This window comes from Modestobacter sp. SSW1-42, assembly GCF_046635825.1.
Taxonomy (GTDB): Bacteria; Actinomycetota; Actinomycetes; order Mycobacteriales; family Geodermatophilaceae; genus Modestobacter.
This window is the reverse complement of record NZ_JBISCA010000004.1, coordinates 205,559-232,076: the sequence shown is the minus strand read 5'-3', so window position 1 is coordinate 232,076 and position 26,518 is coordinate 205,559. Positions and strand designations below refer to the sequence as shown.

General features: G+C 75.4%; 30 protein-coding genes and 2 tRNA genes. 15 read left to right on the top strand and 17 right to left on the bottom strand.

Annotated elements, in window-relative coordinates; translation table 11 throughout:
• Nucleotides 1-5: 5 nt before the first annotated feature.
• From ACGBYP_RS15405 to ACGBYP_RS15365, 9 genes are all read right to left on the bottom strand, one after another.
• Complete coding sequence (locus ACGBYP_RS15405; RefSeq protein ID WP_411585521.1) at nucleotides 6-929, bottom strand: glycosyltransferase family 9 protein; 924 nt, start codon at nucleotides 927-929, stop codon at nucleotides 6-8.
• Nucleotides 926-2,329 carry a D-glycero-beta-D-manno-heptose 1-phosphate adenylyltransferase gene (rfaE2, locus tag ACGBYP_RS15400; protein ID WP_411585519.1) on the bottom strand — a complete coding sequence of 468 codons (1,404 nt, stop codon included), beginning with the start codon at nucleotides 2,327-2,329 and terminating at the stop codon, nucleotides 926-928. Before rfaE2 ends, ACGBYP_RS15405 begins: the two co-directional genes overlap by 4 nt.
• On the bottom strand, nucleotides 2,326-2,994 hold the full coding sequence (locus ACGBYP_RS15395) for an SIS domain-containing protein (protein ID WP_411585517.1): 669 nt from the start codon (nucleotides 2,992-2,994) through the stop codon (nucleotides 2,326-2,328). Before ACGBYP_RS15395 ends, rfaE2 begins: the two co-directional genes overlap by 4 nt.
• Nucleotides 2,991-4,229: a glycosyltransferase gene (locus tag ACGBYP_RS15390; RefSeq protein ID WP_411585516.1), complete on the bottom strand. Its 1,239-nt coding sequence runs from the start codon at nucleotides 4,227-4,229 to the stop codon at nucleotides 2,991-2,993. Before ACGBYP_RS15390 ends, ACGBYP_RS15395 begins: the two co-directional genes overlap by 4 nt.
• On the bottom strand, nucleotides 4,226-5,191 hold the full coding sequence (locus ACGBYP_RS15385; protein ID WP_411585514.1) for a glycosyltransferase: 966 nt from the start codon (nucleotides 5,189-5,191) through the stop codon (nucleotides 4,226-4,228). Before ACGBYP_RS15385 ends, ACGBYP_RS15390 begins: the two co-directional genes overlap by 4 nt.
• Nucleotides 5,188-6,186 carry a glycosyltransferase family 9 protein gene (locus ACGBYP_RS15380; RefSeq protein WP_411585513.1) on the bottom strand — a complete coding sequence of 333 codons (999 nt, stop codon included), beginning with the start codon at nucleotides 6,184-6,186 and terminating at the stop codon, nucleotides 5,188-5,190. The genes ACGBYP_RS15385 and ACGBYP_RS15380 overlap by 4 nt, the downstream gene beginning before the upstream one ends.
• Entirely contained in the window at nucleotides 6,183-7,682 is a 1,500-nt protein-coding gene (locus ACGBYP_RS15375; protein ID WP_411585511.1) for an HAD-IIIA family hydrolase, read from the bottom strand. The genes ACGBYP_RS15380 and ACGBYP_RS15375 overlap by 4 nt, the downstream gene beginning before the upstream one ends.
• 209 nt (nucleotides 7,683-7,891) lie before the next feature.
• Nucleotides 7,892-8,398, bottom strand: coding sequence for a MarR family winged helix-turn-helix transcriptional regulator (locus ACGBYP_RS15370; protein ID WP_411585510.1), 507 nt, complete (start codon nucleotides 8,396-8,398; stop codon nucleotides 7,892-7,894).
• A gap of 95 nt (nucleotides 8,399-8,493) precedes the next feature.
• Nucleotides 8,494-9,591 (bottom strand): hypothetical protein, encoded by a 1,098-nt coding sequence (locus tag ACGBYP_RS15365; protein ID WP_411585509.1) that lies wholly within the window; start codon nucleotides 9,589-9,591, stop codon nucleotides 8,494-8,496.
• A 198-nt stretch (nucleotides 9,592-9,789) separates the two neighbouring features.
• Between ACGBYP_RS15365 and ACGBYP_RS15360 the strand changes: the two genes are divergently transcribed.
• A complete protein-coding gene (locus tag ACGBYP_RS15360) occupies nucleotides 9,790-11,079 on the top strand; it encodes an alpha-hydroxy-acid oxidizing protein (RefSeq protein ID WP_411585508.1) in 1,290 nt (429 codons plus the stop codon).
• Between the two features lie 175 nt (nucleotides 11,080-11,254).
• Nucleotides 11,255-11,533: an MSMEG_0570 family nitrogen starvation response protein gene (locus ACGBYP_RS15355; protein WP_411585507.1), complete on the top strand. Its 279-nt coding sequence runs from the start codon at nucleotides 11,255-11,257 to the stop codon at nucleotides 11,531-11,533.
• Between the two features lie 73 nt (nucleotides 11,534-11,606).
• Here the strand turns inward: ACGBYP_RS15355 and ACGBYP_RS15350 are convergent.
• From ACGBYP_RS15350 to ACGBYP_RS15340, 3 genes are all read right to left on the bottom strand, one after another.
• A tRNA-Arg gene (locus tag ACGBYP_RS15350) sits at nucleotides 11,607-11,679 on the bottom strand.
• Nucleotides 11,680-11,701: 22 nt separating this feature from the next.
• A tRNA-Ser gene (locus ACGBYP_RS15345) sits at nucleotides 11,702-11,790 on the bottom strand.
• Between the two features lie 98 nt (nucleotides 11,791-11,888).
• Complete coding sequence (locus ACGBYP_RS15340; RefSeq protein WP_411585505.1) at nucleotides 11,889-13,109, bottom strand: MFS transporter; 1,221 nt, start codon at nucleotides 13,107-13,109, stop codon at nucleotides 11,889-11,891.
• A gap of 90 nt (nucleotides 13,110-13,199) precedes the next feature.
• Here ACGBYP_RS15340 and ACGBYP_RS15335 point away from each other — a divergent pair, with 90 nt between their 5' ends.
• The 8 genes from ACGBYP_RS15335 (at nucleotide 13,200) to ACGBYP_RS15300 (ending at nucleotide 19,126) form a co-directional block, all read left to right on the top strand.
• Nucleotides 13,200-13,730 carry a CGNR zinc finger domain-containing protein gene (locus tag ACGBYP_RS15335; protein WP_411585503.1) on the top strand — a complete coding sequence of 177 codons (531 nt, stop codon included), beginning with the start codon at nucleotides 13,200-13,202 and terminating at the stop codon, nucleotides 13,728-13,730.
• Nucleotides 13,731-13,803: 73 nt separating this feature from the next.
• Nucleotides 13,804-15,234 carry a bifunctional phosphatase PAP2/diacylglycerol kinase family protein gene (locus tag ACGBYP_RS15330; protein ID WP_411585501.1) on the top strand — a complete coding sequence of 477 codons (1,431 nt, stop codon included), beginning with the start codon at nucleotides 13,804-13,806 and terminating at the stop codon, nucleotides 15,232-15,234.
• 164 nt (nucleotides 15,235-15,398) lie between these two features.
• Complete coding sequence (locus ACGBYP_RS15325; RefSeq protein ID WP_411585500.1) at nucleotides 15,399-15,938, top strand: hypothetical protein; 540 nt, start codon at nucleotides 15,399-15,401, stop codon at nucleotides 15,936-15,938.
• A gap of 416 nt (nucleotides 15,939-16,354) precedes the next feature.
• Nucleotides 16,355-16,843, top strand: a complete 489-nt coding sequence (locus tag ACGBYP_RS15320) for a hypothetical protein (protein WP_411585498.1) — start codon at nucleotides 16,355-16,357, stop codon at nucleotides 16,841-16,843.
• A 146-nt stretch (nucleotides 16,844-16,989) separates the two neighbouring features.
• Nucleotides 16,990-17,172 carry a hypothetical protein gene (locus ACGBYP_RS15315; RefSeq protein ID WP_411585497.1) on the top strand — a complete coding sequence of 61 codons (183 nt, stop codon included), beginning with the start codon at nucleotides 16,990-16,992 and terminating at the stop codon, nucleotides 17,170-17,172.
• 55 nt (nucleotides 17,173-17,227) lie between these two features.
• Entirely contained in the window at nucleotides 17,228-17,416 is a 189-nt protein-coding gene (locus ACGBYP_RS15310) for a hypothetical protein (protein WP_411585495.1), read from the top strand.
• A 112-nt stretch (nucleotides 17,417-17,528) separates the two neighbouring features.
• On the top strand, nucleotides 17,529-18,077 hold the full coding sequence (locus tag ACGBYP_RS15305) for a DoxX family protein (RefSeq protein ID WP_411585493.1): 549 nt from the start codon (nucleotides 17,529-17,531) through the stop codon (nucleotides 18,075-18,077).
• Nucleotides 18,074-19,126 carry a PHP domain-containing protein gene (locus ACGBYP_RS15300; protein ID WP_411586057.1) on the top strand — a complete coding sequence of 351 codons (1,053 nt, stop codon included), beginning with the start codon at nucleotides 18,074-18,076 and terminating at the stop codon, nucleotides 19,124-19,126. The genes ACGBYP_RS15305 and ACGBYP_RS15300 overlap by 4 nt, the downstream gene beginning before the upstream one ends.
• Here the strand turns inward: ACGBYP_RS15300 and ACGBYP_RS15295 are convergent.
• Complete coding sequence (locus tag ACGBYP_RS15295; RefSeq protein WP_411585491.1) at nucleotides 19,091-19,969, bottom strand: ATP-grasp fold amidoligase family protein; 879 nt, start codon at nucleotides 19,967-19,969, stop codon at nucleotides 19,091-19,093. The genes ACGBYP_RS15300 and ACGBYP_RS15295 overlap by 36 nt on opposite strands.
• Before the next feature lie 151 nt (nucleotides 19,970-20,120).
• On the opposite strand from ACGBYP_RS15295, the gene ACGBYP_RS15290 reads away from it, so the two are divergent.
• Together ACGBYP_RS15290 and ACGBYP_RS15285 are read left to right on the top strand one after the other, a co-directional pair.
• Entirely contained in the window at nucleotides 20,121-21,224 is a 1,104-nt protein-coding gene (locus tag ACGBYP_RS15290) for a hypothetical protein (RefSeq protein ID WP_411585490.1), read from the top strand.
• Between the two features lie 47 nt (nucleotides 21,225-21,271).
• Complete coding sequence (locus ACGBYP_RS15285; RefSeq protein WP_411585489.1) at nucleotides 21,272-21,403, top strand: hypothetical protein; 132 nt, start codon at nucleotides 21,272-21,274, stop codon at nucleotides 21,401-21,403.
• A gap of 18 nt (nucleotides 21,404-21,421) precedes the next feature.
• On the opposite strand, the gene ACGBYP_RS15280 is transcribed toward ACGBYP_RS15285, so the two are convergent.
• Nucleotides 21,422-22,135 (bottom strand): hypothetical protein, encoded by a 714-nt coding sequence (locus ACGBYP_RS15280; RefSeq protein ID WP_411585487.1) that lies wholly within the window; start codon nucleotides 22,133-22,135, stop codon nucleotides 21,422-21,424.
• 140 nt (nucleotides 22,136-22,275) lie between these two features.
• Between ACGBYP_RS15280 and ACGBYP_RS15275 the strand changes: the two genes are divergently transcribed.
• The 3 genes from ACGBYP_RS15275 (at nucleotide 22,276) to cysC (ending at nucleotide 23,795) form a co-directional block, all read left to right on the top strand.
• Entirely contained in the window at nucleotides 22,276-22,440 is a 165-nt protein-coding gene (locus tag ACGBYP_RS15275; protein WP_411585486.1) for a hypothetical protein, read from the top strand.
• Between the two features lie 125 nt (nucleotides 22,441-22,565).
• Nucleotides 22,566-22,709, top strand: coding sequence for a hypothetical protein (locus ACGBYP_RS15270; protein ID WP_411585484.1), 144 nt, complete (start codon nucleotides 22,566-22,568; stop codon nucleotides 22,707-22,709).
• Nucleotides 22,710-22,766: 57 nt separating this feature from the next.
• Nucleotides 22,767-23,795: an adenylyl-sulfate kinase gene (cysC, locus tag ACGBYP_RS15265; RefSeq protein ID WP_411585483.1), complete on the top strand. Its 1,029-nt coding sequence runs from the start codon at nucleotides 22,767-22,769 to the stop codon at nucleotides 23,793-23,795.
• Here cysC and ACGBYP_RS15260 read toward each other — a convergent pair.
• The 3 genes from ACGBYP_RS15260 to ACGBYP_RS15250 all read right to left on the bottom strand — a co-directional run bounded on the left by ACGBYP_RS15260 (nucleotide 23,754) and on the right by ACGBYP_RS15250 (nucleotide 26,505).
• On the bottom strand, nucleotides 23,754-24,515 hold the full coding sequence (locus ACGBYP_RS15260) for a 3'(2'),5'-bisphosphate nucleotidase CysQ (protein WP_411585482.1): 762 nt from the start codon (nucleotides 24,513-24,515) through the stop codon (nucleotides 23,754-23,756). The genes cysC and ACGBYP_RS15260 overlap by 42 nt on opposite strands.
• Nucleotides 24,502-24,792 carry a hypothetical protein gene (locus ACGBYP_RS15255; protein ID WP_411585480.1) on the bottom strand — a complete coding sequence of 97 codons (291 nt, stop codon included), beginning with the start codon at nucleotides 24,790-24,792 and terminating at the stop codon, nucleotides 24,502-24,504. The genes ACGBYP_RS15260 and ACGBYP_RS15255 overlap by 14 nt, the downstream gene beginning before the upstream one ends.
• A 258-nt stretch (nucleotides 24,793-25,050) precedes the next feature.
• Nucleotides 25,051-26,505 (bottom strand): sugar transferase, encoded by a 1,455-nt coding sequence (locus tag ACGBYP_RS15250; protein WP_411585478.1) that lies wholly within the window; start codon nucleotides 26,503-26,505, stop codon nucleotides 25,051-25,053.
• Nucleotides 26,506-26,518 lie beyond the last annotated feature (13 nt).

Genomic DNA, 26,518 nt, shown 5'->3' with positions numbered 1-26,518 from the left:
CTCCGCTAGAGCAGCGCGTCGAGGGCGGCGGTGACCTCGGCGACGGTGATCCGCGCGAGGGCGGGGTCGAGCTCGGTGCCGTGCGGGTCGCCGGTGCCGTCGCCGTGCCACAGGACGACGTGCTGCGGCCGCGGCGGCGGACCCCAGTGCGCCGGTGACACCGGCCCGAAGAGCACCACCGAGGGACGCCGGTAGGCCGTGGCGAGGTGGGCCACCCCGGTGTCGCCGCAGACGACGACGCTCGCGGCGGCGATGACCGCGGCGAGCTCGAGGGAGGTGGTGCGCCCGGCCAGCACCGCGTCGTCGGGGAGCCCCGCGGCGGCGGCCACCGACCGGGCCAGCTCGACCTCGGCCGGCCCGCCGGTGACCCGCACGTCGTGGCCCTGCGCGCGCAGGTGCGTGGCGACCGCGGCGAACCGCTCGGCCGGCCAGCGCCGTCCGGGGAAGGCCGCGCCGGGGTGGACGACGGCAGCGCCGCGCACCGGGGGCGGCACGTCGGGGACGCGCAGGTCGAGGGCGTCGGGATCGCAGGCGACGTCCAGGCCCTCGGCGACCAGCCGGCACCACCGCCGGACCTCGTGCTCGTCGGCGTACCAGGTGGGTCCGGGGTAGCCGGGGCTGTCGAAGGTGAGCAGCCGCTGCGGGTGCAGGCCGGCGACCACCACGTGCGAGGCCGGGCCCTTCCCGTGCAGGTCGACGGCGAGCTCCGGCGGCGGGCCGGACCAGTCCAGCGGCTGCAGCTCGACGGCGGGCAGCACCTCGTCGACGGCGTCGATCAGCGCGGCGAGCGGCTCCAGCGCCCGCGTCGTCGCCAGCACCAGCCGGTGCCCGGGCACCGCGGCCCGGACCCCGCGGATCGCCGGGACCCCGGTGAGCAGGTCACCGAGCCCCAGCGGCCGCAGCACCACCGCCGTCGGCTGCGCCGTCACGGCCCCGTTCCGGGGCCCGCGGCGAGCCTGCGAGTCGTGGGGAGAACGGGGTCCTTCGTGCGGGAGCGCTCGACCAGGGCGGTGGTCGAGTGGCCGTCCAGGTAGGGCAGGACGACCGCCTGGCCGCCCCAGTTGCGCAGCACGGCGGCCTCGGGGAGGTCCGCGCCGGCGTAGTCGCCGCCCTTGGCCCAGACGTCGGGGCGGATCCGCTCGAGCACGGTGGCCGGGGTGTCCTCGCCGAAGACGACGACGGCGTCGACGAACTCCAGCGCCTCCAGCACGCGGGCGCGGTCGGGGGCGCTGACCAGCGGGCGGGTGGGGCCCTTGAGCCGGCGCACCGAGTCGTCGGAGTTGATGCAGACGACCAGGCAGTCGCCCAGCCCGCGGGCGGCCCGCAGCGTGGCCACGTGCCCGGCGTGCAGCAGGTCGAAGCAGCCACCGGTGGCCACGACCGTGCCGCCGGCGGCGCGCACCCCGGCCAGCAGCGCGTCGACGTCGGAGGCGGTGGGCTCGGCAGCAGCCGGCACGGCGTCCCAGTTGGTCGCCCCGCCGCGGCCGACGAAGGCGCCGGCGGCCGCGACGGCCGCGGTCACGGCCTCGCCGGTCACCGCGCCCCCGGCGAGCGCGACGGTGACCGCGGCGGCGAAGGAGTCGCCGGCGCCGCACGGGTCGCCGCCGGTGACCGGGGTGGCCGGCACGACCATCGGCGCGCCCTCGCCGTAGGACAGCAGCGCACCGCGGGCGCCGAGGGTCACCGCGACCGCGCCGACGCCCCAGGTGCGGATCAGCGCCTCGGCCCGTGCCCCGACGGCGGCCAGGCCGCTGCCGCTGACCTCGGGCACCACCCGGGCTGCCTCGGAACCGTTGGGGGTGACCAGCCGGGTCGAGGGCACCGGATCGGCGCCGCGGGGGTGCGGGTCCCAGACCACCGGGCCGCGGGCGGCGGACAGCGCGGCGCGCACGTCCGGCGCCGACGTCGTCCCGCGGCCGTAGTCGGCGACGAGCACGGCGGACGCGGTCGCGATGGCCTCGGCCGCGGCGGCCGGCAGGGCGCCGAAGGTCGTCGTCGCTCCCCCGGTGTCGAGCCGGGCGACGGAGTGGTCGCCGACCCGGATGCGCTGCTTGACCGCGGTGGGGCTGGTCGCCGGGATCTCGATCAGCTCGACGCGCCCGGCGAGCAGCGCCCGCAGCCGGCCGGCGCCCTCGTCGTCGCCGAACGGCGCGACCAGGGTGACCTCCGCACCCGAGGAGGCGGCGAGGACGGCGGCCAGCGCGGCGCCACCGGGGCGCTCGTGGGTCACGGCGTCGTCGATCACCGGCACCGGGGCGTCGGGGGTGAGCCGGGAGGCGGTGCCGACCAGGTCGACGTCCAGCAGGGCGTCCCCGACGACGACGATCACTTGACCACCTCGACGTGGTTGCTGGTCGAGACCCGCGGCGACTCGGCCAGGACCGCCTCGTCGAAGGCCGCGCAGAGCAGGTGCAGGGCGACCAGGTGGCACTCCTGCACGGTGGCGGTCCACTCGGAGTCGATGCAGACGGCGTCGTCGGCGGCCGCGGCCAGCGGGTTCGGCCCCGGGCCGGTCATCGCCAGCACGGTGATGCCGCAGTCGCGGGCGCGTCGGGCGGCGGCGACGGCGTTGGGGCTGCGGCCCGACGTCGACAGCAGGACCAGCACGTCGCCGGGGCGGCCGTGCGCCTCGACCTGGCGGGCGAACAGCTCGTCGGCCGGGTAGTCGTTGGCGATCGCGGTCAGCGAGGAGGTCTCGGCGGTCAGGCAGATCGCGGAGAACGGCGGCCGGTCGGCGCGGTAGCGGCCCACGAGCTCGGCGGTGAGGTGCTGGGCCTGGGCGGCGCTGCCGCCGTTGCCCGCGGCGAGCAGCCGGCCCCGCGACGGCCCGGTGAGGACGTCGGCCAGCAGCCGGCCCCAGCGGTCCAGGACGTCGACCTGCGCGGTGAGGCTGCCCAGCGCCGCGGTCAGCGACGCGACGTGGTCGTGGCCGGTGAGGTGCGTGCACGTGTCGGGCGAGACGACCTCGCGGGCCGACTGCGGGGTGATGCTCATCGAGCGACCTCCATGGGAGAGCGGGCAGCCAGGACCTGGCGGTAGACGGCGTCGGTGTCGGCCACGACGCGGGACCAGCGGTAGCGGGTGCGGGCGCGCTTCACCCCGGCGGCGCCGTAGCCGGCCCGGCGCTCGTCGTCGGCGAGCAGCGCGGCGAGCGTCGCGCCGAGGGCGGCCGGGTCGCGCGGGGGCACCAGGTCGCCGGTGACGCCGTCGGCGACGGAGTCGGCCAGCCCGCCGACGGCGGTCGCGACCACCGGGCGGCCGCAGGCCATGGCCTCCAGCGGGGTGATGCCGAACGGCTCGTACCAGGGCACCGCGAGCACGACGTCGGCCGAGCGGATCCAGCCCGGGACGTCGGCCCGGGACACCGCGCCGGTGAACACCAGGCGGTCGCCGACCCCGAGCTCGTCGGCGATGGCGCGCAGCCGCTGCACCTCCGGGTCGGCGTCCAGCAGGGCGGCCTGCGGCCCGCCGACGACGACCAGCTCGGCGTCGGGGACGGCGGGGAGCGCCCGGACGGCGTCCTCCTGGCCCTTGCGCTCGACCAGCCGGCCCAGGACGAGCAGCCGCGGGCGGCCGGAGCGCTCGGCGACCGGCCCGCGCGGGGTGAACTCGGCGGTGTCGACGCCGCACGGCACGATCGAGACCCGGTCGCCGGTCAGCCCGAGCCGGGTGAGCTCGACGACCTCGTCGGTGCAGGTGGCCACGACGTGGTCGACCTCGGCGCAGAGCCCGCGCTCGAGCTCGATGCGCTGCTCGGGCGAGGTGTCGGCGTCGCCCTGGTGCCGGCGCTTGACCGAGCCGAGGGCGTGGAAGGTCTGCAGCACCGGGATGCCGAGACCGGCGGCGGCCTGGACCGAGGCCAGGCCGCTCATCCAGAAGTGGGCGTGCACCAGGTCCGGCGGCTGGAGCACCCAGGCCGCGCGCAGGACGTCGGCGAAGGTGCCCATGTGCTGGAGCAGGTCGTCCTTGGGCAGCACGGTGGCCGGGCCGGCCGTCACGTGCACGACGTCGTAGCCGTCGGCGGTGCGCACCCGCTCGGGCAGCGCGGCGTCGTCGCGGCGGGTGTAGACGGTGACCTCGTGGCCGCGGGTGGCCAGGCCCGCGGCGAGCGCGGCGACGTGCACGTTCTGCCCGCCGGCGTCGACCCCGCCGATGGCGGCGAGCGGGCTGGCGTGCTCGCTGACCAGCGCGATCCGCAGCTGGTAGGCGTCGAGCAGGTCGGCGGTCACCGGGTCACCTCGGCGAGGAGGGCGTCCCAGTCGGCGAGGAAGCGGTCGAGGCCGTAGCGCCCGAGGGCGGCGGCGCGGGCGGCCTTGCCGGCCAGCCGGGCGGCGTCCGGCTCGTTCACGAAGTGGCGCAGCGCGTCGGCCAGCACCGCCGGGTTGGTGGAGAGCACCCCGGCCTCGGCCGGCACCGCCTCGACGGCCTCGGTGGTGGCCAGCCCGACGACCGGCATGCCCAGGTGCATGGCCTCCAGCAGCGAGAGGCCCAGCGACGTCCAGCGCACCGGGTGCACGTAGACGCGGCGGCGGGCCAGCTCGCCGTGCATGGCGTGCTGCGGCGGGTCGTCGTACAGCCCGACGCGGGCGGGGTCGAGGTCGTAGCGCTCGTGCAGGCCGGTCAGCCCCATGCCGAACACGTCCAGCGGTGCGGCCGCCGACAGCAGCGGCAGCAGGTCGCCGCCGGTGTACCGGCCGCGGCGCACCGGCTCGTTGACCACGACGCCGGCCCGGGCGAGCTCACCGGTGTAGCGCTCGCCGGGGTCGACGATGCCGTGCTCGATGACCGTGGTCGGCGCGGAGCCGTTGTCGTAGAAGAGCTGGTTGAAGTACGTGACGTGGACGATGGCTACGGAGCGCTGGTCGGCCAGCGGGTGCCGGGTGTCCGGCACGGCACCGTCGGGGGCGTTGTGCTCGAGGAAGACCGCGGGCAGGTCGCGGCCGGGCTCGCGGCCCAGCCACTCGCGCACGAGCTCCAGGTCGCGGGTGCGCTGCAGGAGGACGACGTCGGGCTGCTCCTCGCGGAGCTGCTCGGGCGTCACCTCGCGGACCGATGCCGGCCAGTCCCAGGTGCGGGCGCGGCCGAGCCCGTCGGGTCCGCGATCGGGGACGATCGGCAGCAGGTACTCGTGGGGGCCCTGGACGAACGACGTCGTCCAGGAGCCGTGCACGTGCCAGAGCAGGACCTTCACGCGGCGACCTTCCCGACGGCGGCGACGACGTCGGCGGCGGTGACCGACGTCAGGCAGGGGTGACCGGGCACGGGGCACTCGCGGGCCCGGGTGTCGCGGCAGGGGGCGGACTGGTCGCCGAGCAGCACGGCCGGGACCCCGTAGGGCGCCCACCGCACGGCCGGCACGACCGGGGAGAACAGCGAGACGACGGGCGTGCCGACGGCGGCGGCCAGGTGTGCGGGGCCGGTGTTGCCGACCACGACCGCGGCGGCGCCGTCGAGCAGCGCGGCCATCTCGGCCAGCGTGGTGGCCCCGCCGAGGTCGACCCCGCGGGTGCCGGCGACGGTCGCGGTGAGCCGGCGTTCCCCCGGCCCGCCGGTGACCAGCACCCGGTACCCGGCGTCGGCGAGCGCCTCGACGGCCTCGGCGCAGCGCTCGGCCGGCCAGGCCCGCGCCGGCACGGAGGCGCCGGGGTGCAGGACGACGTAGCCGGGGGTCTGGTCGGTGGTCGGCAGCGGGCGCCGGACGGCGAGCCGGCCGTCGTCGCCGGCGGGCAGCTCGAACCCGGCCGCGCGGGCCAGGGACAGCGCCCGCTCGGGCTCGGGCAGGTCGTCGTCGACCCGGTGCCGGACGTCGAGCAGCGAGCCCGGGTAGTCGACGCTGATCGCGCTGATCCGCCCCACCCCGGCGGTGCGCAGCACCAGCGCCAGGGGCAGCGGCGACTGGTGGAACGACGTGCTGACGACCGCCTCGGTCACACCCGCAGCCCGGACCCGGTCGGCCAGCGCGGCCAGGTCGGCGGCGTCGACCGGCTGCGGGGAGCCGTCGATCCAGGGGCAGTGCCAGGTCAGGACGTCGTCGACGCCGGGCAGCAGCGCGGCGGCCGCGGTGCCCTGTGGGCTGGCCAGGAACACCACCCGGTCGGCGCCGGCCGCGACCGCGCGCACCAGCGGGCCCTGCAGCAGCACGTCACCGGCGTTGTCGAGCCGCGCGACCAGGACGACCCGCGTCACCAGGCGCCCGCCAGGACGTCGTCGACCGCCTCGGTCAGCGTGGGCGCCCGGTGCCGGGCGGCGGTGACCTCGGCCGGCAGCGTCACCGGCGTGGGGACGAGGATCCCGTGCGCGCCGGCCGCCGCGGCCGCACCCAGGTCGGCGGCGATGTCGCCGACGACCACGCAACGGGCCGGCTCGACGCCGAGCTCGGCGCAGGCCGCGAGGACCATGCCGGGGGCGGGCTTGCGGCAGTCGCAGCCGTCCTCGGGGGCGTGCGGGCAGACCTGCACGGTGTCGAAGGGGCCCAGCAGCTCGGCGACCCGGGCGTTGACCGCGTCGGCCTGCGCGCGGGTGATCAGCCCGCGGCCGACCCCGGACTGGTTGGTGACCAGCCCGATCCGCACGCCGCGGGCGCGCAGCGCGTCGAGCGCCTCGCGGGCGCCGTCGACCGGGGCGACCAGCGCGGGGTCGCCGTTGTAGGGGACGTCGTGGACGAGCGTGCCGTCGCGGTCGAAGAGCACCAGGTCGGGCAGCCCCCGCCAGGCCGGGACGTCGCGGTGGACGACGGCGCCGCGCAGGAAGTGCCAGGTGGCCAGCGGCGGGATGACCGCGCTGGTCAGGGCCATCGTCGCGACTTCTGCCCTGGTGCGTGGGCCGGGCGCGATGCGGGCCCAGGCGAACTCCGCCGTCCCGGCGAGCCAGCCGAGCGCGGCCAGACCGGCGGCCTTCGGCTTGCCGGCGGCGAGCAGGCCGACGGCGGCGAGCGCGGCACCGGTCACCGCGAGGTGGCGGGGGCGGCGGCCGAGGGCGGCGTCGGCGCGGTCGCGCCAGGTGGGACCGTGCAGGCGGCGCATCAGCACGTCGTCGGCGTTGCCGGCCTGCACGCGGGCGGAGACCCAGCGGTCGACGGGGCGCACCGGGTGGGTGATCCACCGCTGGCCGCGGGACAGCGAGGAGCCGGTGTCCATGACCCGCAGCGCGAGGTCGGAGTCCTCGCGGAAGGCGCGCGGGAAGCGCTCGTCGAAGCCACCGACCGCGGCCAGCGCCGACCGGCGGTAGGCGAGGTCGGCGGTGATCCAGCTGCTGGTGGCCAGGCCCGCGGTGCCACGCTCCCAGTCGGTGGGCTTCCGGTCCTCGGGCAGCGGGACGCGCACCCGGCCCTGCGTGCCGGCGACGTCGTCCGGCAGCGCCGCCAGGTCGGCGGCCAGCCGCTCGTACCAGTCGGGGTCGGGGACGACGTCGTCGTCGAGGAAGGCGATCCACTCGGTGCGCGCCGTGCGCCAGCCCAGGTTGCGGGCGCGGGCCGGACCACCGCCGCCGGTGCGCACCACCCGGACCGGGGGCAGGCCGGGGCGCTCGGGTCGCAGCGGCTCGCCGGTGGGGCGGTCGTCGACCAGCACCAGCTCGGCCGGTCGCGGGCCGGTGCTGCTGGCCAGCGCGTCCAGCAGGACGTCGAGGGACGGGCGGCCGATGGTCGGCACGACCACCGTGCAGCCGCTCAGGTCACCCGTCATGCCCTCACGATCCCCTGGAGATCCACTGCGGAAACACTACGGGCTTTAAGTTTTCCGCGGGCAGACGTGGGTTTACCCCGATCGAGGGACGCCCACGCGTCGGTTCGGCTCCGGATCGCGGTCCCGGTCACGTCGGGAGGAGGACCGTCGCGCCGGGTCCGCCGCCGGGACCGGGCGCAGCGGTCCCTCGGCCGGACGGACGGCGGACGTCAGGCCCGGGGACGGCGGGTGGCGGCGGAGACCCGCGCCAGGGCGTCGGTGACCACCGGCGCGTCGTCACCGAGCAGGGTGAGCAGGTGGGCGACCAGGTCGTCGTGGGTGGCCGTGGCCGCCCGCACCCGCTCCCGGCCGGCGTCGGTGAGCCGGGCGTGCAGCAGCCGCCGGTCCTCCCCCAGTCGCTCGCGGGTCACCAGCCCGTCGTCCACGAGGCGGTTGACCGTGCTGGTGATGCCCGGGCGGCTGAGCCCGACCGCCTCGGCCAGGTCGCCCATCGACGCCCACTCCTCCGGCGACTCGGCCACCCGGCGCAGCACCTCGAAGCCGGTCAGCGACAACCCGTGCTGGCGGTGCAGGGCGGAGTCGACGCGGTGGGTGATGCGGTCGTGCACCTGGACGATCCGCAGCCAGGTCTCGGTCGCGCTGGGCCCGGCGGCAGCCAGGCCACGCACGTCACGGGGCACGCCTCGGGGCGGCGCGCCGTCGTGCAGGCGGTCCATGTGCTGGTCCATGAGCGGGTCCACGTCTCCGTCGGGGTGTCGGTGCAGGGTGTCCGGCCGGTGCGGCCGGGGGTGTGCCGGCGCGGTCCGCCGGGTCAGCGGTCCGCGGCGTGCCGGCCCCGGGAGCGCCGTGCGCCCATCAACCCGAGCGTCCCCGCCGCTCCGGCCAGCGCCAGTCCCGTGGCGAGCGCGACCGGTGAGCCGGTGCTCTCCGGGACCACCCGGTCGCGGGCGGCCACGTCGAGGTCGAGCCCGGCGGTGGCCGACGAGCTGGTGCCGGTGAACGTCACCGTGGTCGAGCCCAGCACCGCCTCGCGAGGGATCTGCACCACCGTCTGCACGCTGCCGTCGGCGGCGGCGGTGACGGTGGCCAGCGGCTCGTCGACGCCGGGGATGGTCACCGTGACCGGCTCCCCGGCGGTGAACCCGGTGGCGCGCACGGTCACCACGCCACCCGGCGAGACGGCGGCCGCCGAGCTGCTGGCGGCCGGGGCGCTGCCGGCCGCAGCGGTGCCGGCCGGGGCAGTGCCGTCCGGGGCGGTGCCGGCCGGGGCGGGGCCGCTGGTGCGCGGCGGGGCACCGGGGTCGGGCGCCCCGGCCGGGGTGGCGGTCGTCGTCCCGGGCGCGGAGCCGACCGGCTCGGTCGGCTGCGCGGTGCCCGGCACCGTGCTCGCGGGGACGCTCGGCGCGGGGGTGGTGGGCTCGCCGGTGCTCGGCGGGGCGGTCTCCGGCAGGACCGCCGTCGGGGTCCCGGGCGGGGTGGCCGGCGGGGAGGTGCCGGCCGGGGGTGCGGTCACGGCCGAGCAGTCCTCGGCGCTGGGCCGGGTGTAGGTCTCCAGCTCCAGCGGGGCCTCCGGGGTGCCGTCGGCCGCGGTGACGGCGACCGAGACGTCGACGGTGACGCCCCAGGCGATGCCGGCGCTGACCAGCTCGACCTGCTCGCCGGCGGCCAGCTCGGCGGTGTCCTGCTCGGCGGCGCCGTCGAACACCAGCGCGACCCGGTGCGGCTGGGTGCCGTTGGTGACCAGCGCGCGCACGACGTCGGGGCCGCAGCTGGGGCCATGGGTGACCGTGGCGGTGGGGCGGCGCGGGTCCTCCATCGCCGCGGCGGGCGCGGCCAGGGCGACCCCGCCGGCGAGCAGCGAGAGGACGGCGGCGGCCAGGGTGCGGGCGGGCGCGTACGACGTCGGCACGGTGGACCCCCCCGTTCTCACCAGCCGGGGGGCGACCGCCCCGGCACGCTGGCTGCACTGCCCCGATCATCGCCGGGCCATGCGCTCGGTGGCCGCTCCGTCACTCCCGTCACTTCCGTGTCGTGCGCGTGTCGCAACGGGCGTGTCGTGCGGATGGGTGCATCGGGACGTCGAGACGCACGTCACTACGGTGGCCCGATGAGCTCAGCTGCAGGCGCGGGGCGACGGCGGCAGGACGCGGTCTACCGGGCCGGGGTGTACGGCCGCACCCCGCGGGTGCCCACCGCCTACCGCGCCCTGGCCCGTGAGGCGCGGCGCCGACTGGGCGACCGCGCGCACGACTACGTCGCCGGCGGGGCGGGCGACGAGGACACCCAGCGCGCCGACCGGGCGGCCTTCGACCGATGGTCGGTGGTGCCGCGGGTGCTGCGCGACGTCAGCGTCCGGGACACCTCGGTCGAGCTGTTCGGACGGCGGCTGCCCGCCCCGGTGCTGCTGGGCCCGGTGGGCGCCCTCGAGCTGGTGCACCCCGCGGCCGACCTGGCCGTGGCCCGGGCCGCCGCCACGGTGGGCGTGCCGATGGTCTTCTCCAACCAGGCCTCGGTGCCGATGGAGACCACGGCCGCGGCGATGGGCGACGCGCCGCGCTGGATGCAGCTGTACTGGTCGAGCTCCGACGAGCTGGTCGCCAGCCTGCTGGGCCGGGCGGAGGCCAGCGGCTGCGAGGCCGTCGTCGTCACGCTGGACACCACGATGCTCGGCTGGCGCCCGCGCGACCTGGACCTGGGCCACCTGCCCTTCGCCCTGGGCAAGGGGATCGCGCAGTACACCTCCGACCCGGTGTTCCGCCGGCTGGTGGCCGAGCGGGTCGAGGCCGCGGCCGGCGCACCCCGGGACCCGCAGCCGCGGCCCACGCCCGCGGCGGTGCGCGCCCTGGTCGGGATGGCTCGCGCCTGGCCGGGGCCGCTGCTGGAGAACCTGCGGTCCCCGCTCCCCCGGGCCGCCGTCGAGACCTTCCTGGCCATCTACTCCCGGCCCTCGATCACCTGGGACGACCTGCCCTTCCTGCGCGCGCACACCCGGCTGCCGATCGTGCTCAAGGGCGTCCTGCACCCCGACGACGCCCGGCGCGCGGTCGACGAGGGGGTCGACGGGCTGGTGGTCAGCACCCACGGCGGGCGCCAGGTCGACCGCTCGATCGCCGCGCTGGACGCCCTGCCCGGCGTGGTGGACGCCGTCGCCGACCGGGTGCCGGTGCTCCTCGACAGCGGGGTGCGCAGCGGGGCCGACGTGCTGGTCGCGCTGGCGCTCGGGGCGCGGGCGGTGCTGCTGGGCCGGCCGTTCGTCTGGGGCCTGGGGGTGGCCGGCGAGGACGGCGTCCGGCAGGTGGTGGAGGACGTGCTCGCCGAGTTCGACCTGACCCTGGGGCTGACCGGGCACACCACGGTCGGCCAGCTGTCCCGGGAGGTCCTCGTCCGCCGCCCGTGAACACGGCACGCCGACGAGGCCTTGACGCCGTCGTGTGGGCTGAGTCACAGTAGGGATGCGGGCGGGAGAGCCGGTACTCATGGCCATCCAGCTCCTGGGGATGGACCGACCAACGCGGCCAGACCGTCAGGGCCGGCCCCCGCCCGCCACGACTCCTCTGCCGCACACTGGGCTCGTGCCCGAGGTGGAGTTCGACGTCCGGTGGCCCGACGGCGCGCAGGAGTGGGTGTACTCGCCCTCGACCGTGGTGGAGGACGTCTTCACCGCCGGCGCGGCATACCCGGTGGCCGAGTTTGTCGCGCTCACCCGGGAGGCGATGGGCGAGGCCAGCCGGCGGGTGCAGGAGCGGTACGGCTTCCCGTGCTCGCGCGCCGCCGCCACGCTCGCCTCGGTCGAGGCCACCGCGGCCCGCTTCGCCGCCGGCGAGGTGCAGGTGGCCGGGTTCCGCCATTGACAGGCCCTCGACAACACGAACGGCCCCGCTCCTCACGAAGAGGAACGGGGCCGTTCGCTGTCTCAACCAGACGTGCACCCGAAGGGACTCGAACCCCTAACCTTCTGATCCGTAGTCAGATGCTCTATCCGTTGAGCTACGGGTGCGTGTACCTGTTCAGTTGTTGCGCGGAGGCTCCGGGATTTGAACCCGGGATGGGGATTAACCCAAACCGCATTAGCAGTGCGGCGCCATAGACCGGACTAGGCGAAGCCTCCCGGGTCCCGAGTCGCCCCGGAACCACCGAGGACGAAGGTTACCAGTGTCCGGCGCCCGGGTTCCACGGGGGTGGCGGACCGGGCGCCGGAGCGCCGGCTCAGGCGTGGACGACGTCCCGCCGGGGCGCCACCGGGAGGTCCGGACGACGCCCGGGCAGCAGCGTCACCGCCACCGCGAGGGCCGCGGCGCCGGTGGCCATGACCAGGGCGCCGGCCACGCCGTACGGGCCCTCGATGAGCGCACCACCCACCGCCGCGCCGACCGCCGAGGCGCCGAAGGCCACCGTCGACAGCCAGGTGAAGGCCTCGGTGACCGCCGACGCCGGGGCGATGGAGCCCACCAGGGAGCTCTGCACGGTCAGCGTCGGCGCGATCGCCGTCCCGCCGAGGAAGAGCAGCGCCCCCAGGACCCAGGGGCTGGAGACGGCGGCCAGCGGAGCGAGGCCGATGGCCACGCCGAGCAGCCCCCAGCGGTACTGCCGCGGCAGCGAGGCGCTGATCACGCGGGCGCCGAACCAGAGCCCACCCAGCGTGGAGCCCAGCGCCCAGACGGCCAGCAGCAGCCCGGAGATGCCCGGCGACCCGGCGGCGTCGGCGAACGCCGGGACGGCGACCTCGAGCCCGCCGACGGCGAGCATCAGCGCCGTCCCGCTGAGCAGGACCCGCGGCATGCCGGGCAGGGTCACGGTCGCGAGGAGCCGGCGACGGGGCGCGACGACCGGCTGCCAGGCCCGCATCGGGGCGCTCATCACGATGCCGAAGGCGCCGCCGACGCCGAGCACGCCCGCCACCGCCAGCGCGATGCCGGGGCTGGCCAGGAAGGTGAGGGCGGCGACGAGCGTGGGGCCGGTGACGAAGACCAGCTCGGTGGAGGTGGCGTCCAGCGCGTAGGCGGTGGGCCGCACGCGCGGGTCGACCCGCGACCACAGCGCGCGGACGGTGCCCGAGACCAGCGGGGTGCTCATGCCGACGGCGGCCGCCGCGGCGAACATCACCGGGACCGGGGCGCCGCCGAGGACGGCGAGGGCCACGGCCGCCAGCAGCAGCGGGTAGGCCAGCGCCTGGGCGACGAGCACCGGGCGGGGGCTGCGCCGGTCGGCGAGCCGGCCCAGCACGGGCGCGACCAGCGCGGTCGCGATGCCGAAGGTGGCCGAGATCCCGCCGGCGATCGCGTACGAGCCGGTCTGTTCCTGCACCATGAGCAGCAGTGCCAGCGGCACCATCGCGGACGGCAGCCGGCCGGCGAAGGCGGACAGCAGCAGCACCGGGGCAGACGGCAGCTGCCACACGGCGAGGTAGGAACGCATGACGAGACTCACTTCAGCACGGTCGAGACGGGGAATCGTAGGGGCCCAACACCGGTTGACCCCCTACATCATCCCGACGGTAGCACGAGGGTAGGGAGTCAAATGGACTATGACACCTACGGGTCGAATGCCGTCGAGCTGGCGATCGACCTGGCGAACGTCGACGTGACCGATGAGGGGTGGGTGCGCGCCTTCCTCGAGGCCCACGACGAGTGGTTCACCGACGGGACGGCGATGGAGCTGTCGGCGCCCGAGGCCGAGGCGGTCGGGCAGACGTCGGCGCTGGTGCGCGAGGTGGCGCTGGCCGCCAGCCAGGACGAGGTGATGGCCCGGCTCAACGCCCTGCTGGCCCTCGCCTCCCCCAAGCCGTACGCCACCGACCACGACGGCGAGCTGCACCTGCACTACGCCCGGCCCGACGCCGGCGCGGTCGAGCAGCTGACGACGACCGTGGCGATGGGGCTGTCGCAGGTGGTCGTGCAGCACGGCTGGCAGCGGCTCGGGGTCTGCTCGGCCGAGGGCTGCGGGAACGTCTACGTCGACACCTCGCGCAACGCCAGCCGCCGGTACTGCTCCAACACCTGCTCCAGCCGCTCGACCGTGGCCGCCTACCGGGCCCGCCAGCGCACCTGAGAGAACACCCCGTTCCCCCCGACACGAGCGAGCTCGCGCCGGGTCCCTGAACGGGGCCCACTAGCGTCCGCCCATGGCCTCACCGCGTCGCTGGGACGCCGCACTGCTGGAGCGTGTCGGCCGGCTGCCCACGACGCGGGTCGACCGCTGGCTGCGGCGGCTGTCGACGTTCGCCGACCACGGCACGTTGTGGCTGGTCATCGCCGCGCTGCTCGGTCTGCAGCGCGGCCAGCAGCGCCGCGGCGCCGTCCGGGGGCTCGGTTCGCTGGCCTTCTCCAGCGCCCTGGTCAACGTCGTCCTCAAGCGGGTCTTCGGGCGGGTGCGCCCGGACCTGGCGAACGTGTCGGCCGACCGGTCGCTGCGCCGGGCGCCGCACACGCTGTCCTTCCCCAGCGGGCACTCGGCGTCGGCCGCGGCCTTCGCCACCGGCGTCGCGCTGGAGAGCCCGCTGGCCGGCGCGCTGATCGCGCCGGTGGCGCTCGGCGTCGGCTACTCGCGGGTGCACGTCGGCGTCCACTACCCCGGCGACGTGCTGGCCGGCATGGCGGTCGGCGGCGCCGTGGCCGCGGCGACGCAGCACTGGTGGCGGGTGCGCCCGACCGAACCGGCCCGCGTCTGGACGGCGTGGAACGCCCCGGCGCTGCCCGAGGGCGAGGGGCTGGTGATCGCGGTGAACCCGCGGTCCGGGCGCGAGGACTACTCCCCTGCCGCCGACATCGCCGAGCTGCTGCCGAAGGCCGAGGTGCTGGAGCTCACCGAGGACGCCGGGGTGAGCAAACTGCTGGGCGAGGCAGCGCGCTCGGGTCGGGCGACGGCGCTGGGCGTGGCCGGCGGCGACGGCAGCGTCGCGGCCGCCGCGGCGGTGGCGCTGGAGTTCGGGCTGCCGCTGGCGGTCGTGCCGGCCGGGACGCTCAACCACTTCGCCCGCGACCTCGGTGTGGCGACGCCCCGCGAGGCTGCGGCCGCGGTGGTGCACGGGTCGGCGGTGCAGGTCGACGTCGCGGAGGTCAACGGGGTGCCGTTCCTCAACACCGCCTCGATCGGGTCGTACCCGGAGATGGTCGAGCGGCGCGACGCGCTGTCCGGGCGGCTGGGCAAGTGGGCCGCGCTGAGCGTGGCAGCGGCGCAGGTGCTGCGGCACGGGTCACCGGTGGAGCTCGAGGTCGACGGACGGCGGATCTCGGCGTGGATCCTGTTCGTGGGCAACGGCGTGTACGTGCCGCGCGGGTTGTCGCCGGCCTGGCGCCCGCGGCTGGAGGACGGACTGCTGGACGTGCAGTACCTCCGCGCCGACCTGCGCTTCGGCCGCACCCGGGCGGTGCTGGCCACACTGTTCGGGGTGAGCGAGCACAGCCGCACCTACGCGCAGTTCCAGGTACGGGAGCTGCGGGTGCGCTCACTGTCCGGGCCGCAGCAGGTCGCCTACGACGGTGAGACCGGGGAGCTCGCGACCGAGTTCGTCTTCCGCAAGCGCGAGCGGCTGACCGTCTACTGCTCCCGCTGACAGTCGAGCCCTGCCCCGCACTGGGGCAGGGCTCGACTGTCCACAGTTCGGCCTTTCGGGCGACGCGGCGGGCCGCTGAGCTGCGTAAAGTCCGTTGCTCTCGGGACGCGCGACACGCAGGAGGACGACGGATGCGGTGGGGGCGAGCGGTCGCAACGGCGGCCGTGGGGATCGCGGTGCTCACGAGCTGTTCGGACGGCGAGACCACGAACGAGACCCTGCCGCCGGTGTCATCGTCGGCCGCCCCGACGAGCGAAGCACTAAAGCCCCTCGGCCCGGCAGACTTCCCAGTGCCCGACGAGGCGCGTCGCAATACGCCCGAGGCCGCGACGGCTGCGCTCAAGTACTACCTTGAGTTGATCCCACGGCAAAGCGCAAGGGATGGGGAACCGCTTCGCGACTTGAGTAACCAGTGCTCATTCTGTGACTTTTTGGCCGACCGCGCGGACGAGAATGCGGCCGCTGGTTTGACTTATCGCGGCGGACAGATTGCGGCTAGCGAGCTCAGTTCACCGGCCCTCCGAGGCTCTATCGCCGAATTCGTCTTTTCTGCCAGCCAAAGCGCGGTCGAGATAGTCGGAGCGGACGGTCAACCCGTCGAAGGCCGCGGACAGTCCGCCGTATCGGGACTTAGCGCTGCCGCTGCTATGCAGTGGGATCCATTGGCGCAAGCATGGCTGATGACCCAACTGACGTTCGAATGACGAGTAGGCGAGCGGCGCTCGCCGTTGCGGCATTGGTTGGTGCCCTGATCTTTGGGCCACACAGCACCGCACATGCGTGCGAGGGCGTTGTATGCGAGGACCCAAAGCCCGAAGTGACTGTTCAGCCTGGCGCCCTACAGGTGAGCGCCCTCAGCGGTGTCGCTGGCGACACCGCTCGAGTAGCGACGGTCAACCCCGCGCCCGAGTTTCTCTACAGCCTCGTGACACCTTGCGAGTACACGGACCCTCGGCAAGGAGCCTGCGAGCCGGGTGACTACGAGTGCGAACCGATACCCGGACGTGTCGTCGCGTACTACTTCGTCTTGAGCGAGCGAATCGCCCAAGCTGACCGGCGAGAAATTGGCGGGCTGGCTCCCCTGGAAGGGGATGTCGTAGGCGAGACATACGGGCCAATAATGAACGAAGGCCCTAGTTGCGTCGACATCACCGACCTCAATCCGCCGCCGTCGCCGGAAGAGGTGTTCCGCTACTTCCAGACCCTCCCTCTGCCCCAGCTGACCACCCGCCAGCAGCCACCGGGCGAGGCGCTCGTCGGCCTGCCGGTCATCTTCTTCACCGACAGCCCCACGACGCAGACGTTCACCGTCGACATCCGCGGCTTCGCCGTGACCATCACGGCCCGGGCGACGTCCTTCACCTGGACGACCGGCGACGGCACCACCCTCACCACCACAGACCCGGGTGCACCCCACCCCGACCAGACGATCACCCACGACTACTCCTCGGGCACGTACACCGCCGGGCTCACCACCACGTGGGGCGGCACCTTCTCCGTCGACGGCGGCGCCGCGGCCGACGTCCCGGGCACGACCACGACCGAGGGCGCCCCGACGACCTTCACCGTCCGACAGGCGCGCGCCGTCCTCACCAACCCCTACGACTGAGCAGTCACACTAGCAACATCTGCGCCCGGCAGGCCACTGCTCGGTACGACGACCACCCCGGAGCCCAATCCGGCGGCGGCAACTTTGGCAGGACTTGCCGGACGATCTCCTGTCCGACCGCAATGCTGGGCCACTAGACATGACCCGTGGTCATCGCCGTCATCTCCGCCGTCTGGGTCACCGCCTCTGCCGGGCTCGCGCTGGTGGTCGGGCGGAGCATCCGCCAGGCAGACGAGCGCGCACCGTTCACCGACCACCTCGCCGGCCTCCCGGCCGAGCTCACGGTCGCCGACGTGCTCGGCGCTCGCGCCACCCAGCCCAGCCACTGACCTCCGTCGTCCCACTGCCCTCAAGCACCACCGGCCGCAGGCCGATGAGGTCCGCGTGACGACTCTGCTGGTCATAGCCGGGGTCTGGCTGGTCGCCACCCTCGTCGCCGGCCTCGTGCTCGGTGTCGCCATGCGCCGCGCCGACCAGGACGAGGCCTGCAGGTTCGCCCGTGAGCACGTCCTCGAGCCGCCGCTCGAGGTCGAACGCCGACGAACCGACCAGGACGACCGCCGCAGCGCCTGACGCTCGCCCAGCGATGATCGTCACTTCTCACTACGGTCACTGATCAGGAGGTTGCCCCGGCTCCCGCCAGGGCACCGCACTGCTGACGTCACCGATGGGAAGAGGTCTCTCCATGTTGGTCCGCCGGATCGCCCGGCCCTTGCTCGCCGGCACCTTCATCTACGGGGGCATCGACACCCTCCGGCACCCGCAGAGCCGCGTGCCCGGTGCCGCCCCCATCGTGGAGCAGCTCACCGAGATCGCCGACAAGCAGCTGCCCGTCCAGGTCTCCCACGACGTGGAGCAGTGGGTCAAGATCAACGCCGCCGCCCAGGTCGGCGCCGGGTCCCTGTTCGCGCTGGGTCGTTTCCCCCGCTTCTCCGCCCTCGTGCTGGCCACCTCGCTGGTGCCCACCACCCTGGCCGGCCACCGCTTCTGGGAGCACGAGGACCCCAAGGAGCGCTTCGGGCAGACCAGCAACTTCCTGAAGAACACCTCGATGCTCGGCGGCCTGCTGCTCGCCGCCGTCGACACCGAGGGCAAGCCGTCGGTCGGCTGGTGGGCCCGCCGCAGCGCCAGCGCGGCCGCCGCTGCCGCCGAGGCCAGCTACGAGAAGGCCAGCAAGAAGGCCAGCAAGGCCCAGAAGAGGGCCGCCAAGCAGGTGAAGAAGGTCGGCCGCTGAGCACTGCACCACTGCCGCCCGCGGGCGCGCTCCGGAGGATCGCCTTCCTCCTGGAGCGCGCCCGCGAGCCGTCCTACCGGGTGAACGCGTTCCGCACCGCGGCCGCGGTGGTCGCCGGTCTGGACGACGCCGAGCTCGACCGGCGGGTCCGTACCCGCACGCTCACCGACCTCAAGGGCATCGGCGACAAGACCGCCGCCGTCGTCGTCGAGGCGCACCGCGGTGAGGTCCCGGCCTACCTGCGCGGCCTCGAGGAGACGTACGCCGAGCTCGCCCCGCTGGCCGACGGCGCCGCGGCGCTGCGCGCCGCGCTCAAGGGCGACCTGCACGCCCACTCCGACTGGTCCGACGGCGGCAGCCCGATCCGCGAGATGGCCGAGGCGGCGATCTCGATCGGGCACGAGTACCTCGCCCTCACCGACCACTCCCCCCGGCTCACGGTCGCCAACGGGCTGAGCCCCCAGCGGCTGGAGCAGCAGCTCGACGTCGTCGCGGAGCTGAACGCCGAGCTCGCCCCGTTCCGGATCCTGACCGGCATCGAGTGCGACATCAACGTCGACGGCACCCTCGACCAGGTCGACGAGCTGCTGGGCCGCCTGGACGTCGTCGTCGCCAGCGTCCATTCCGACCTGCGGGCCGCCAGCGCCCAGATGACCGAGCGCATGCTGGCCGCGGTCGAGAACCCGCACACCGACGTCCTCGGGCACTGCACCGGCCGACTGGTCATCGGCCGCCGGCAGCGCAACGGCAGCCAGAAGCCCCGCCCGGAGAGCCAGTTCGACGCCGACGCCGTCTTCCGGGCCTGCGTCGAGCACGGGACGGCGGTGGAGATCAACTCCCGCCCCGAGCGGCTCGACCCGCCCCGGCGCCTGCTGACCCTCGCCGTCGAGCTGGGCTGCGACTTCGCCATCGACACCGACGCGCACGCCCCCGGTCAGCTCGACTGGCAGGACAACGGCTGCACCCGCGCCGTCGAGTGCGGCGTCCCGGCCGACCGGGTGATCAACACCGCCTCAGCCGACGACCTGCTGGCCCGCACGCACGGCTGAGCGCGGCGGCAGCTGCCACCACCGCCCCAGCTGCTCGTCGAGCACGGGGTCGAAGGCGTCCAACCCGCCGCCCGGGTAGGGCGTGAGCTCGCCGAACCACACCGCGCCGTCGACGTCGAAGAGGTCGACGCGCACGAAGTCGAAGGCCGCGCCCAGCGCCTCGGCCACCTTGGTCATCTCCGCCAGCGCCGCCGGCGGTGGGGTGACCGGCCCGGGCGCCACCGCCTCGGCGACCGTCACCGGCCGCCAGTCCGGGTCGTACAGCCGCCGCCGGTGCGCACCGAACCGCCCGGTGTCCACCTGCACCAGCCGCACGCGACCGCCGAAGACGAGGAACTTGTGGTCGGCCGGCACGGCGCCGTCCTCACCGATGAACTCCTCGACGAGCAGCAGCCGCCGCGCCTGGCTGTAGACCCACTCGCCGCGGTCGCGGAACAGCGGCTCGTCCAGCCAGCCGGCCGTGATGCGCCGCAGCTCCGCGACGTCGGGCGCCCCGGTGCCGATGTGCACGCGCATGGTGCCGTGGTTGGACTTGAGCACCCAGCGCCCCGGCAGCCCGGCGCCGGGCAGCTCCGCGACGTCCGTGCCGGTCCACAGCACGCGCGGCACCTGCACGGCCGGGAACACGTCGGCGGCGTAGGCCTTCATCGCCAGCTTGTCGCCCAGCTGCCCGATCAGCGGCCGGCGGTCGTGCACCACCCGCCAGTTCACCTTCTCGGTGAACGTCCGTGGCCGGCGGGCCGGCCACCGCCCGTGCGCGCGGCGGTACAGCACGGCCCGCTTCGCGCGCAGCGGCAGCCGGAGGACGACGGCGTCCGGCAACGACGCGACGATCGGACGCACGCGACCAGTCTGACCGGACACACTCCGACGACGCCTTCTAGGGTGCAGCGGTGACCACCGGAGGCCTGCGCTGAACACCCCGTCGGACCCCCGCCCCGGTGTCGGCTTCCTGGCCAAGGACCCGTGGAACCCCGCCATCCGGCGCGAGCACATGATCGCCGCGCAGCTGGTCCGCCGCGGCCTGCCGGTGCGCTTCGTCCAGGCACCCAGCGACTGGCGCCGGCTGACCACCGATCCGGGCAACTGGACCCGGCACGTCGGGCGCGGCCACTTCCTCCCGGTCGCGCCGGGCATCGAGGTCTCCGAGCGCTCGACCCTGCGGCCGGGGCTGCGCGGTCCGGTCGCCGAGCGGGTCGACGCGGCCCTGTACCGCCGGTTCCTGCGCCGCTCCGGGTGGTCCGAGGAGCTGACCGTCGTCATGTTCCCGTGGGAGTGGCGGGCCGCCCGCGACGTCGGTGGCCGGGTCGTCTTCGACTGCACCGACGACTGGGCACGGCTGCTGCCCCAGGCCCGCGGGCTGCGCGAGCAGCTGCGCCGGATCGCCGCCGAGGCCGACGAGGTGGTGGTGGTCAACCAGGTGCTCGCCGAACTCTTCCCCGGCCGGACGCCGGTCGTGGTCCCCAACGGCACCGACGAGGCGCTGCTGACCGCGCCGCGCACCGTCGAGCGGGTGCCGCGGTCGGCGGTCTACGTGGGCAGCATCGCCGAGCGGTTCGACGTCGACCTAGTGCGCGCGGTGCTCACCTCCCTGCCGGACTGGACGCTCACCGTGCACGGCCAGCTGGTCTTCCCGCTGCGCGCGCAGGCCGCGGCCGACCGGTTCCTGGCGCTGGAGCGCGAGTTCCCCGGCCGGTTCCGGTACGCCGGGCTGCTCGCGCGCGACCGGCTCCCCGAGGTGCTGGACGCCGCCGCCGTCGGCCTGATCCCCGACGTGGCCAGCCGGGCGCTGGGCCAGTCGTCGATGAAGACCTACGACTACTGCTCCCGCGGTGTGCCGGTGGTCGCGACCGCGGGCCACCTCGAGCACTCCAGCGACGTCCCGCCGCACACCTACGTGGTGGACGGCGCGGCAGCCATGGCCGAGGCCGTGCAGGCCGCCGCCGACGAGCCGGCCGGCTGGGCCGAGGACCGGGTCGGCTGGGCGGCCGACCGCACCTGGGACCGCCGCACCGACGCGTGGCTGGACGCCGCGCTGGGCGATCGTCCGGCCGCTGTGACAGGAGTGCACCCGTCATCAGGTCGCAACGTGCAGTGACCGGGTGTCGCCCGTGCGGGACGGCGCCGCGGCTCTAACGTGCCGCCATGACGAGCACCGCGCCCGCCCCGGTCGACCCCGCTCTCGCGCTGGCCGACGCCCTGCAGTCCGGTTTCGCCGCCCAGCGGGCCGGTCACCAGCGCGTGAAGCTGCCCGAGAGCCGCCCCGCGAGCCGCTGACCCCGCGGGGCCGGCAGGTCAGGAACCGGCCTCGGCCCGCGCCGGCAGTACGGCCGGGACGGCGAGGTCGTGCGCGTCGGAGGTGCGGACCAGCGGCCTGCTGCCGTCCAGCACGAGCCGCGGTGCGACGCCGAGCAGGACGGCGACGAGGAAGTCCACGCCGGTGAGCGCCTCACCGTTCTCCTCGACGAAGGTCGCGGTCGCGGTCCACGCGCCCGGCACCACCGACGAGACGAACGACAGCCCCACCGAGGCGACGGCGCAGGCGCCCACGCAGCTCAGGACGCGCCGGCGGTCGCGCCGCTCGTCGTGGCTGAGCCACCACAGCCAGGCCACGGCGGCCAGCGCGATCGGCGCGGGGATCAGCAGGCCGCACACCGGGTCGCCCGCGGCGACCGCGCGCACGAACCGCACGTGCACCTCACCGCCGGCCTCGACCGAGGCGATCCCGGCGGCGAGCACCGCCCCCGCGGTCCACCACGTGCGCCGTCCGGGGGTGCGGCGGCTGCCGAGGAGGGCGGCCACGGCGGCGGCGGTGAAGTGGGCGGTGACGAACATCCGGGCCGGCGAGAACGGCGCGTCCATCGACAGCGGGCGGGCGATCGTGGTGGGTGCGCCGGTGATCCGCAGCAGGTGGCCGACGAACTCGAGCGTGACCGCGAGCGCGGCGAGGACGACGGCCGCGGTCGGCACGAGCACCCGGCGTCGGGCGCTGCACGGTCCCCGCTTCATGACCCAGTGTGTCTGGCCGAATGACCGAGCGTGATCACAGCGCCCCAGGGTGGCGTCACCCGGGTGAGTGATGCGGCACATGAGGCGTTCCCGGGCACCTCGGCGTCCCGCGCCCACCACCGGCCCTGCATGATCGTCGCGTGATCAGAACCCTCGCCGCGCGGGTGACCGGCGCCGGGGCCGCCCCGGGCGCCACCGCCGGGACCGCCCTGCACCTGCACCGCTACACCCGGTCGGGCGACGACCCGTTCAGCGGCTCCTCGCTGTACCGCTGCCGCTGCGGGGTCGTGCGCCCCGGCCTGTAGGCCCGGCACGTGGGCGGAGCCCCCGCCCCGAGCGACCCCCCGGACGGGTGAGTCGTCGTCGACCGTTCACCCTCCGTCTGCCCACCGTCGCCCCGCCCGGCCCGCGCTCCCCGCACCCTGGGGGCGTGCCGAACTCGACGACGGTCGCGGTCGCCCGCCGACTGCTGCCGACGGTCCACCTCCACCGCTTCCGCCGTGCCGGCGACGACCCGTTCAGCGGCAGCAGCCTCTACGCCTGCCGCTGCGGCGTCGTCCGCCCCGCGCTGTGACCTGATCCCGCCGCACCTGCTCCCCCGCCCGGACGACGGGCTTGCCAGACTGCTGCCATGGCGCCGACCCGCACCCGGCTGACGCACGCCCAGCTCGCCGACCTGGCCCGGCACGCCTTCGGTCTCTCCGCGGCCGCCCCCGACCTGCCGCGGACCGACCTCGAGGACGCCGAGGGGGTCCTGGTCGCCACCGCGGACGACGGCGGCCTGACCGTGCGCGAGATCCCGCGCTGGCGCTCGCCGACCGCCGTCCGGGCCGAGCTCGAGGAGCGCGGCTGGGTCCAGCCGGCCGCCTGGGTGGGCGCACCGCCGGAGGACGCCGCGGGCCTGCCCCCGCAGCTGCTCGTGCTGCTGCCGGTGGCCGGCACCGCTCCCGACTCGGCGGTCATCTCGCTGGGCGCGGCGGCGTGGGCCTCCCGCGCACCCGGGGTGGAGCTGTTCGTCGTCCCGGTGCCGGTCAGCGCGGCCGACCCCGAGGTCAGCTGGACCGAGCTGGCCACCGCGTACGGCGCCGGACCGGTCGCGAGCCGGGTCGCGCCGACGCCGGCGTCCACCGGGGGGCGGGCGGTGATGTTCACCGGGCTGTCCGGCGCGGGGAAGTCGACCATCGCGAGCCGGCTGGTGGAGCTGCTGCTGGAGTCCGGGCGCACGGTGACCCTGCTCGACGGCGACGACGTGCGCACCCACCTGTCGGCCGGGCTGGGGTTCTCCCGGGCCGACCGGGACACCAACGTGCGCCGGATCGGCTGGGTCGCCGCGCAGATCGCCAAGCACGGCGGGCTGGCCGTGTGCGCGCCGATCGCGCCCTACGCCGCCACCCGCACCGACGCCCGGCGCCTGGTCGAGGAGCAGGCCGGCCCGGGCTCGTTCGTCCTGGTGCACGTGGCCACGCCGCTGGAGGAGTGCGAGGCCCGCGACCGCAAGGGCCTCTACGCGCGCGCCCGCCGCGGCGAGATCGCCGAGTTCACCGGCATCAGCGACCCCTACGAGGCGCCGACGGACGCCGAGATCACCATCGACACGCGGTCCAACAGCGTCGACGAGTCAGCCCGGCTGGTGCTCGCCCGCCTGCTCGGCGAGGGCTGACAGCATCCCGTCGGCCAGCTCCGGCCGGCAGATGAGCAGGTCGGGCAGGTACGGGTCGGGCCGGTTGTAGCGCAGCGCCGAGCCGTCGAGCCGGCTGGCGTGCAGCCCGGCCGCGCGCGCGACGGCCACCGGGGCCGCGGAGTCCCACTCGTACTGACCACCGCCGTGCACGTAGGCGTCGGTCTCGCCGCGGACGACCGACATCGCCTTGGCCCCGGCCGAGCCCATCGGCACCAGCCGGGCACCCAGTCGGCCGGCGAGGGCCTGCACCAGGGACGGCGGCCGGCTGCGGCTGACCGCCAGCCGGACCGGGCCGTCCACCGCGGCCGGCACCCGGTGGCCGCCGTCGGTGGCCAGGGTCAGGCCCGCGGCCGGCAGCGCCACGGCACCGGCGACCAGCTCACCGCGCTCCCACAGTGCGACGTGCACCGCCCAGTCGGCGCGGCCGGGCTCGGAGAACTCGCGGGTGCCGTCGAGCGGGTCGACGATCCAGACCCGGTCGCTGACCAGGCGGACCGGGTCGTCGGCGCCCTCCTCGGACAGCACGGCGTCGTCGGGCCGCAACTGCGCGAGCCGCCCGACGAGGAAGCGGTGCGCCTCGCCGTCGCCGGCGGCCTTGCGGGCGTCGGCGTCCGGGTGGGGCCGGGCGCGCACCTGCAGCAGCAGCTCGCCGGCCGCGGTGGCCAGTTGGGCCGCGGTGGCGTGGTCAGGAGAGGTCACGGCCGGTCTTCCGTCGGAGGAGGGGGCTGCCCATCCTCGCCCCCCGCCCGACGGCTGCCCACCCGGGTGCGCCTCCCCGGCGCCGGCGGTCGCCCTCGCCGGGGACGCGCAGCCCCGGCGACGTCCCGGGGTCGGTGATGTCCTCGGGCGTGAGCTCGCCGCGGCGGGGGCGGCGGCGGTCGGCCTCACCGATGCCGAGGCCCAGCCACAGCGACAACCCGACGCCCAGCAGCGTCCAGGCCAGGAGCACCAGCCCCAGCCACGCCCACCAGCTCATGAAGTGCTCCCTGTGCAGACCAGCGATGCCGACCCGGAGCGGGAGAGCGGGACGCGACGCGGTGCGCCGACGGGTGGTGCCGGCCGAGCGACCGTCGTCCCTGGGGCGCGCGCCCCGGTTCGTACACCCGGCGGTCCGACTCTCACCGGACCGCCGGGACGGTGCGGGCACGCGCCCGCGCTGCTGCTGCGTGGCTCGCGGCCACGGTGGTGCTCTACTGCCCTGCGCTACGTGCTGACCGCCCGTCCTGCGGGTCGGTCAGTAGGCGCCGGAGCCGCGGACGACCGCGCCCAGGGTCTTCCACAGGATCATCAGGTCGAAGGCGAGCGACCAGTTCTCCACGTAGCGGACGTCGATGCGCACCGAGTCGTCCCAGGAGAGGTTGGACCGCCCGCTGACCTGCCACAGACCGGTGATGCCCGGCTTGACCAGCAGCCGGCGGCGCATGTCGAAGCCGTACTGCTCGACCTCGCGGGTGACGTGCGGCCGCGGGCCCACCAGGGACATGGTGCCGAGGATGACGTTGAACAGCTGGGGCAGCTCGTCGAGCGAGAAGCGGCGCATCACGGCGCCCACGCGGGTGACCCGGGGGTCGCGCTTCATCTTGAACTGGACGGCGTTGCCCTCGTTCTGCGCCATGAGCTCGGCGATCAGCTTGTCCGAGTTGGGCTTCATGCTGCGGAACTTGAAGACCTTGAACGGGACGCCGGCCCGGCCGATGCGCTCGTGCATGAAGAACACCGGCCCGCGGCTGGTGGCCTTGACCGCGAGGGCCAGGCCCAGCAGGACCGGCAGCAGCACGATGACGGCGACCAGGGCGACGGTGCGGTCGAAGACGTCCTTGGTCACGCGGCGCAGACCGCGGAACTCGGGGCGCTCCAGGTGCAGCAGCGGCAGGCCGTTGACCGGCCGGATGGCGACCCGGGGGCCGGCGAACTCGGTGACGGCCGGGGCGAGCAGCAGCTCGGCCTCGGTGGTCTCGAGGTCCCAGCCGAGGCGGCGCAGCGCGGCACCGTCGAGCTCGGGAGAGGGCAGGACCGCGACGGTGTCGACCTCGTAGCGGCGGACGACGTCGGCGATGTCGGTGAAGCTGCCGAGCACGGGCAGGCCGTCGAACACCGCACCGGCGGGCTCGGGAGCGGGCAGGCAGACGCCGATGACGCGCAGACCGTGGCGGGCCTGGCGGTCGAGCTGGGCGTGCAGCTCGGCGGTGCCGTTGCGGTGCCCGACCAGGATCGCGGTCTGCTGGAAGCGGCCGTGCGCCCGCTGGCGGTGCAGCCACACCCGCTGGGCGATGCGCTGGGCCAGGGTCAGCACCGCGGCGAGCGGCAGGGCGACCACGACGAAGGAGCGGGCGACCTCGAGCTTGAAGGCCCAGGAGATGGTGCCGACCGCGGCGAGCAGCAGCACCGAGGCGGTGAAGACCCGGCGGAACTCCTCGGGGCCGACCCAGAGGAACCGCTCCTCGTAGGTGCGGGCGACGGCCATGGCCGCGACCCAGACCAGCGGCATCGCGATGACCGGCCACAGCGAGCCGGTGACCGCGAGCGGGCCGTAGTCGGGCAGGAGCCGGCCGACCAGCGCCGCGACGACGGCGACGAGCGCGTCACCGAGGACGATGCGGCGGACGTAGGTGCGCCGCCAGGCACGGCGGGCCACGGTGCCCTCGCCGCGCAGGCGGGAGGCGGACCAGAAGCGACGTCGCGTCTGCACGTCAGCCAGACGC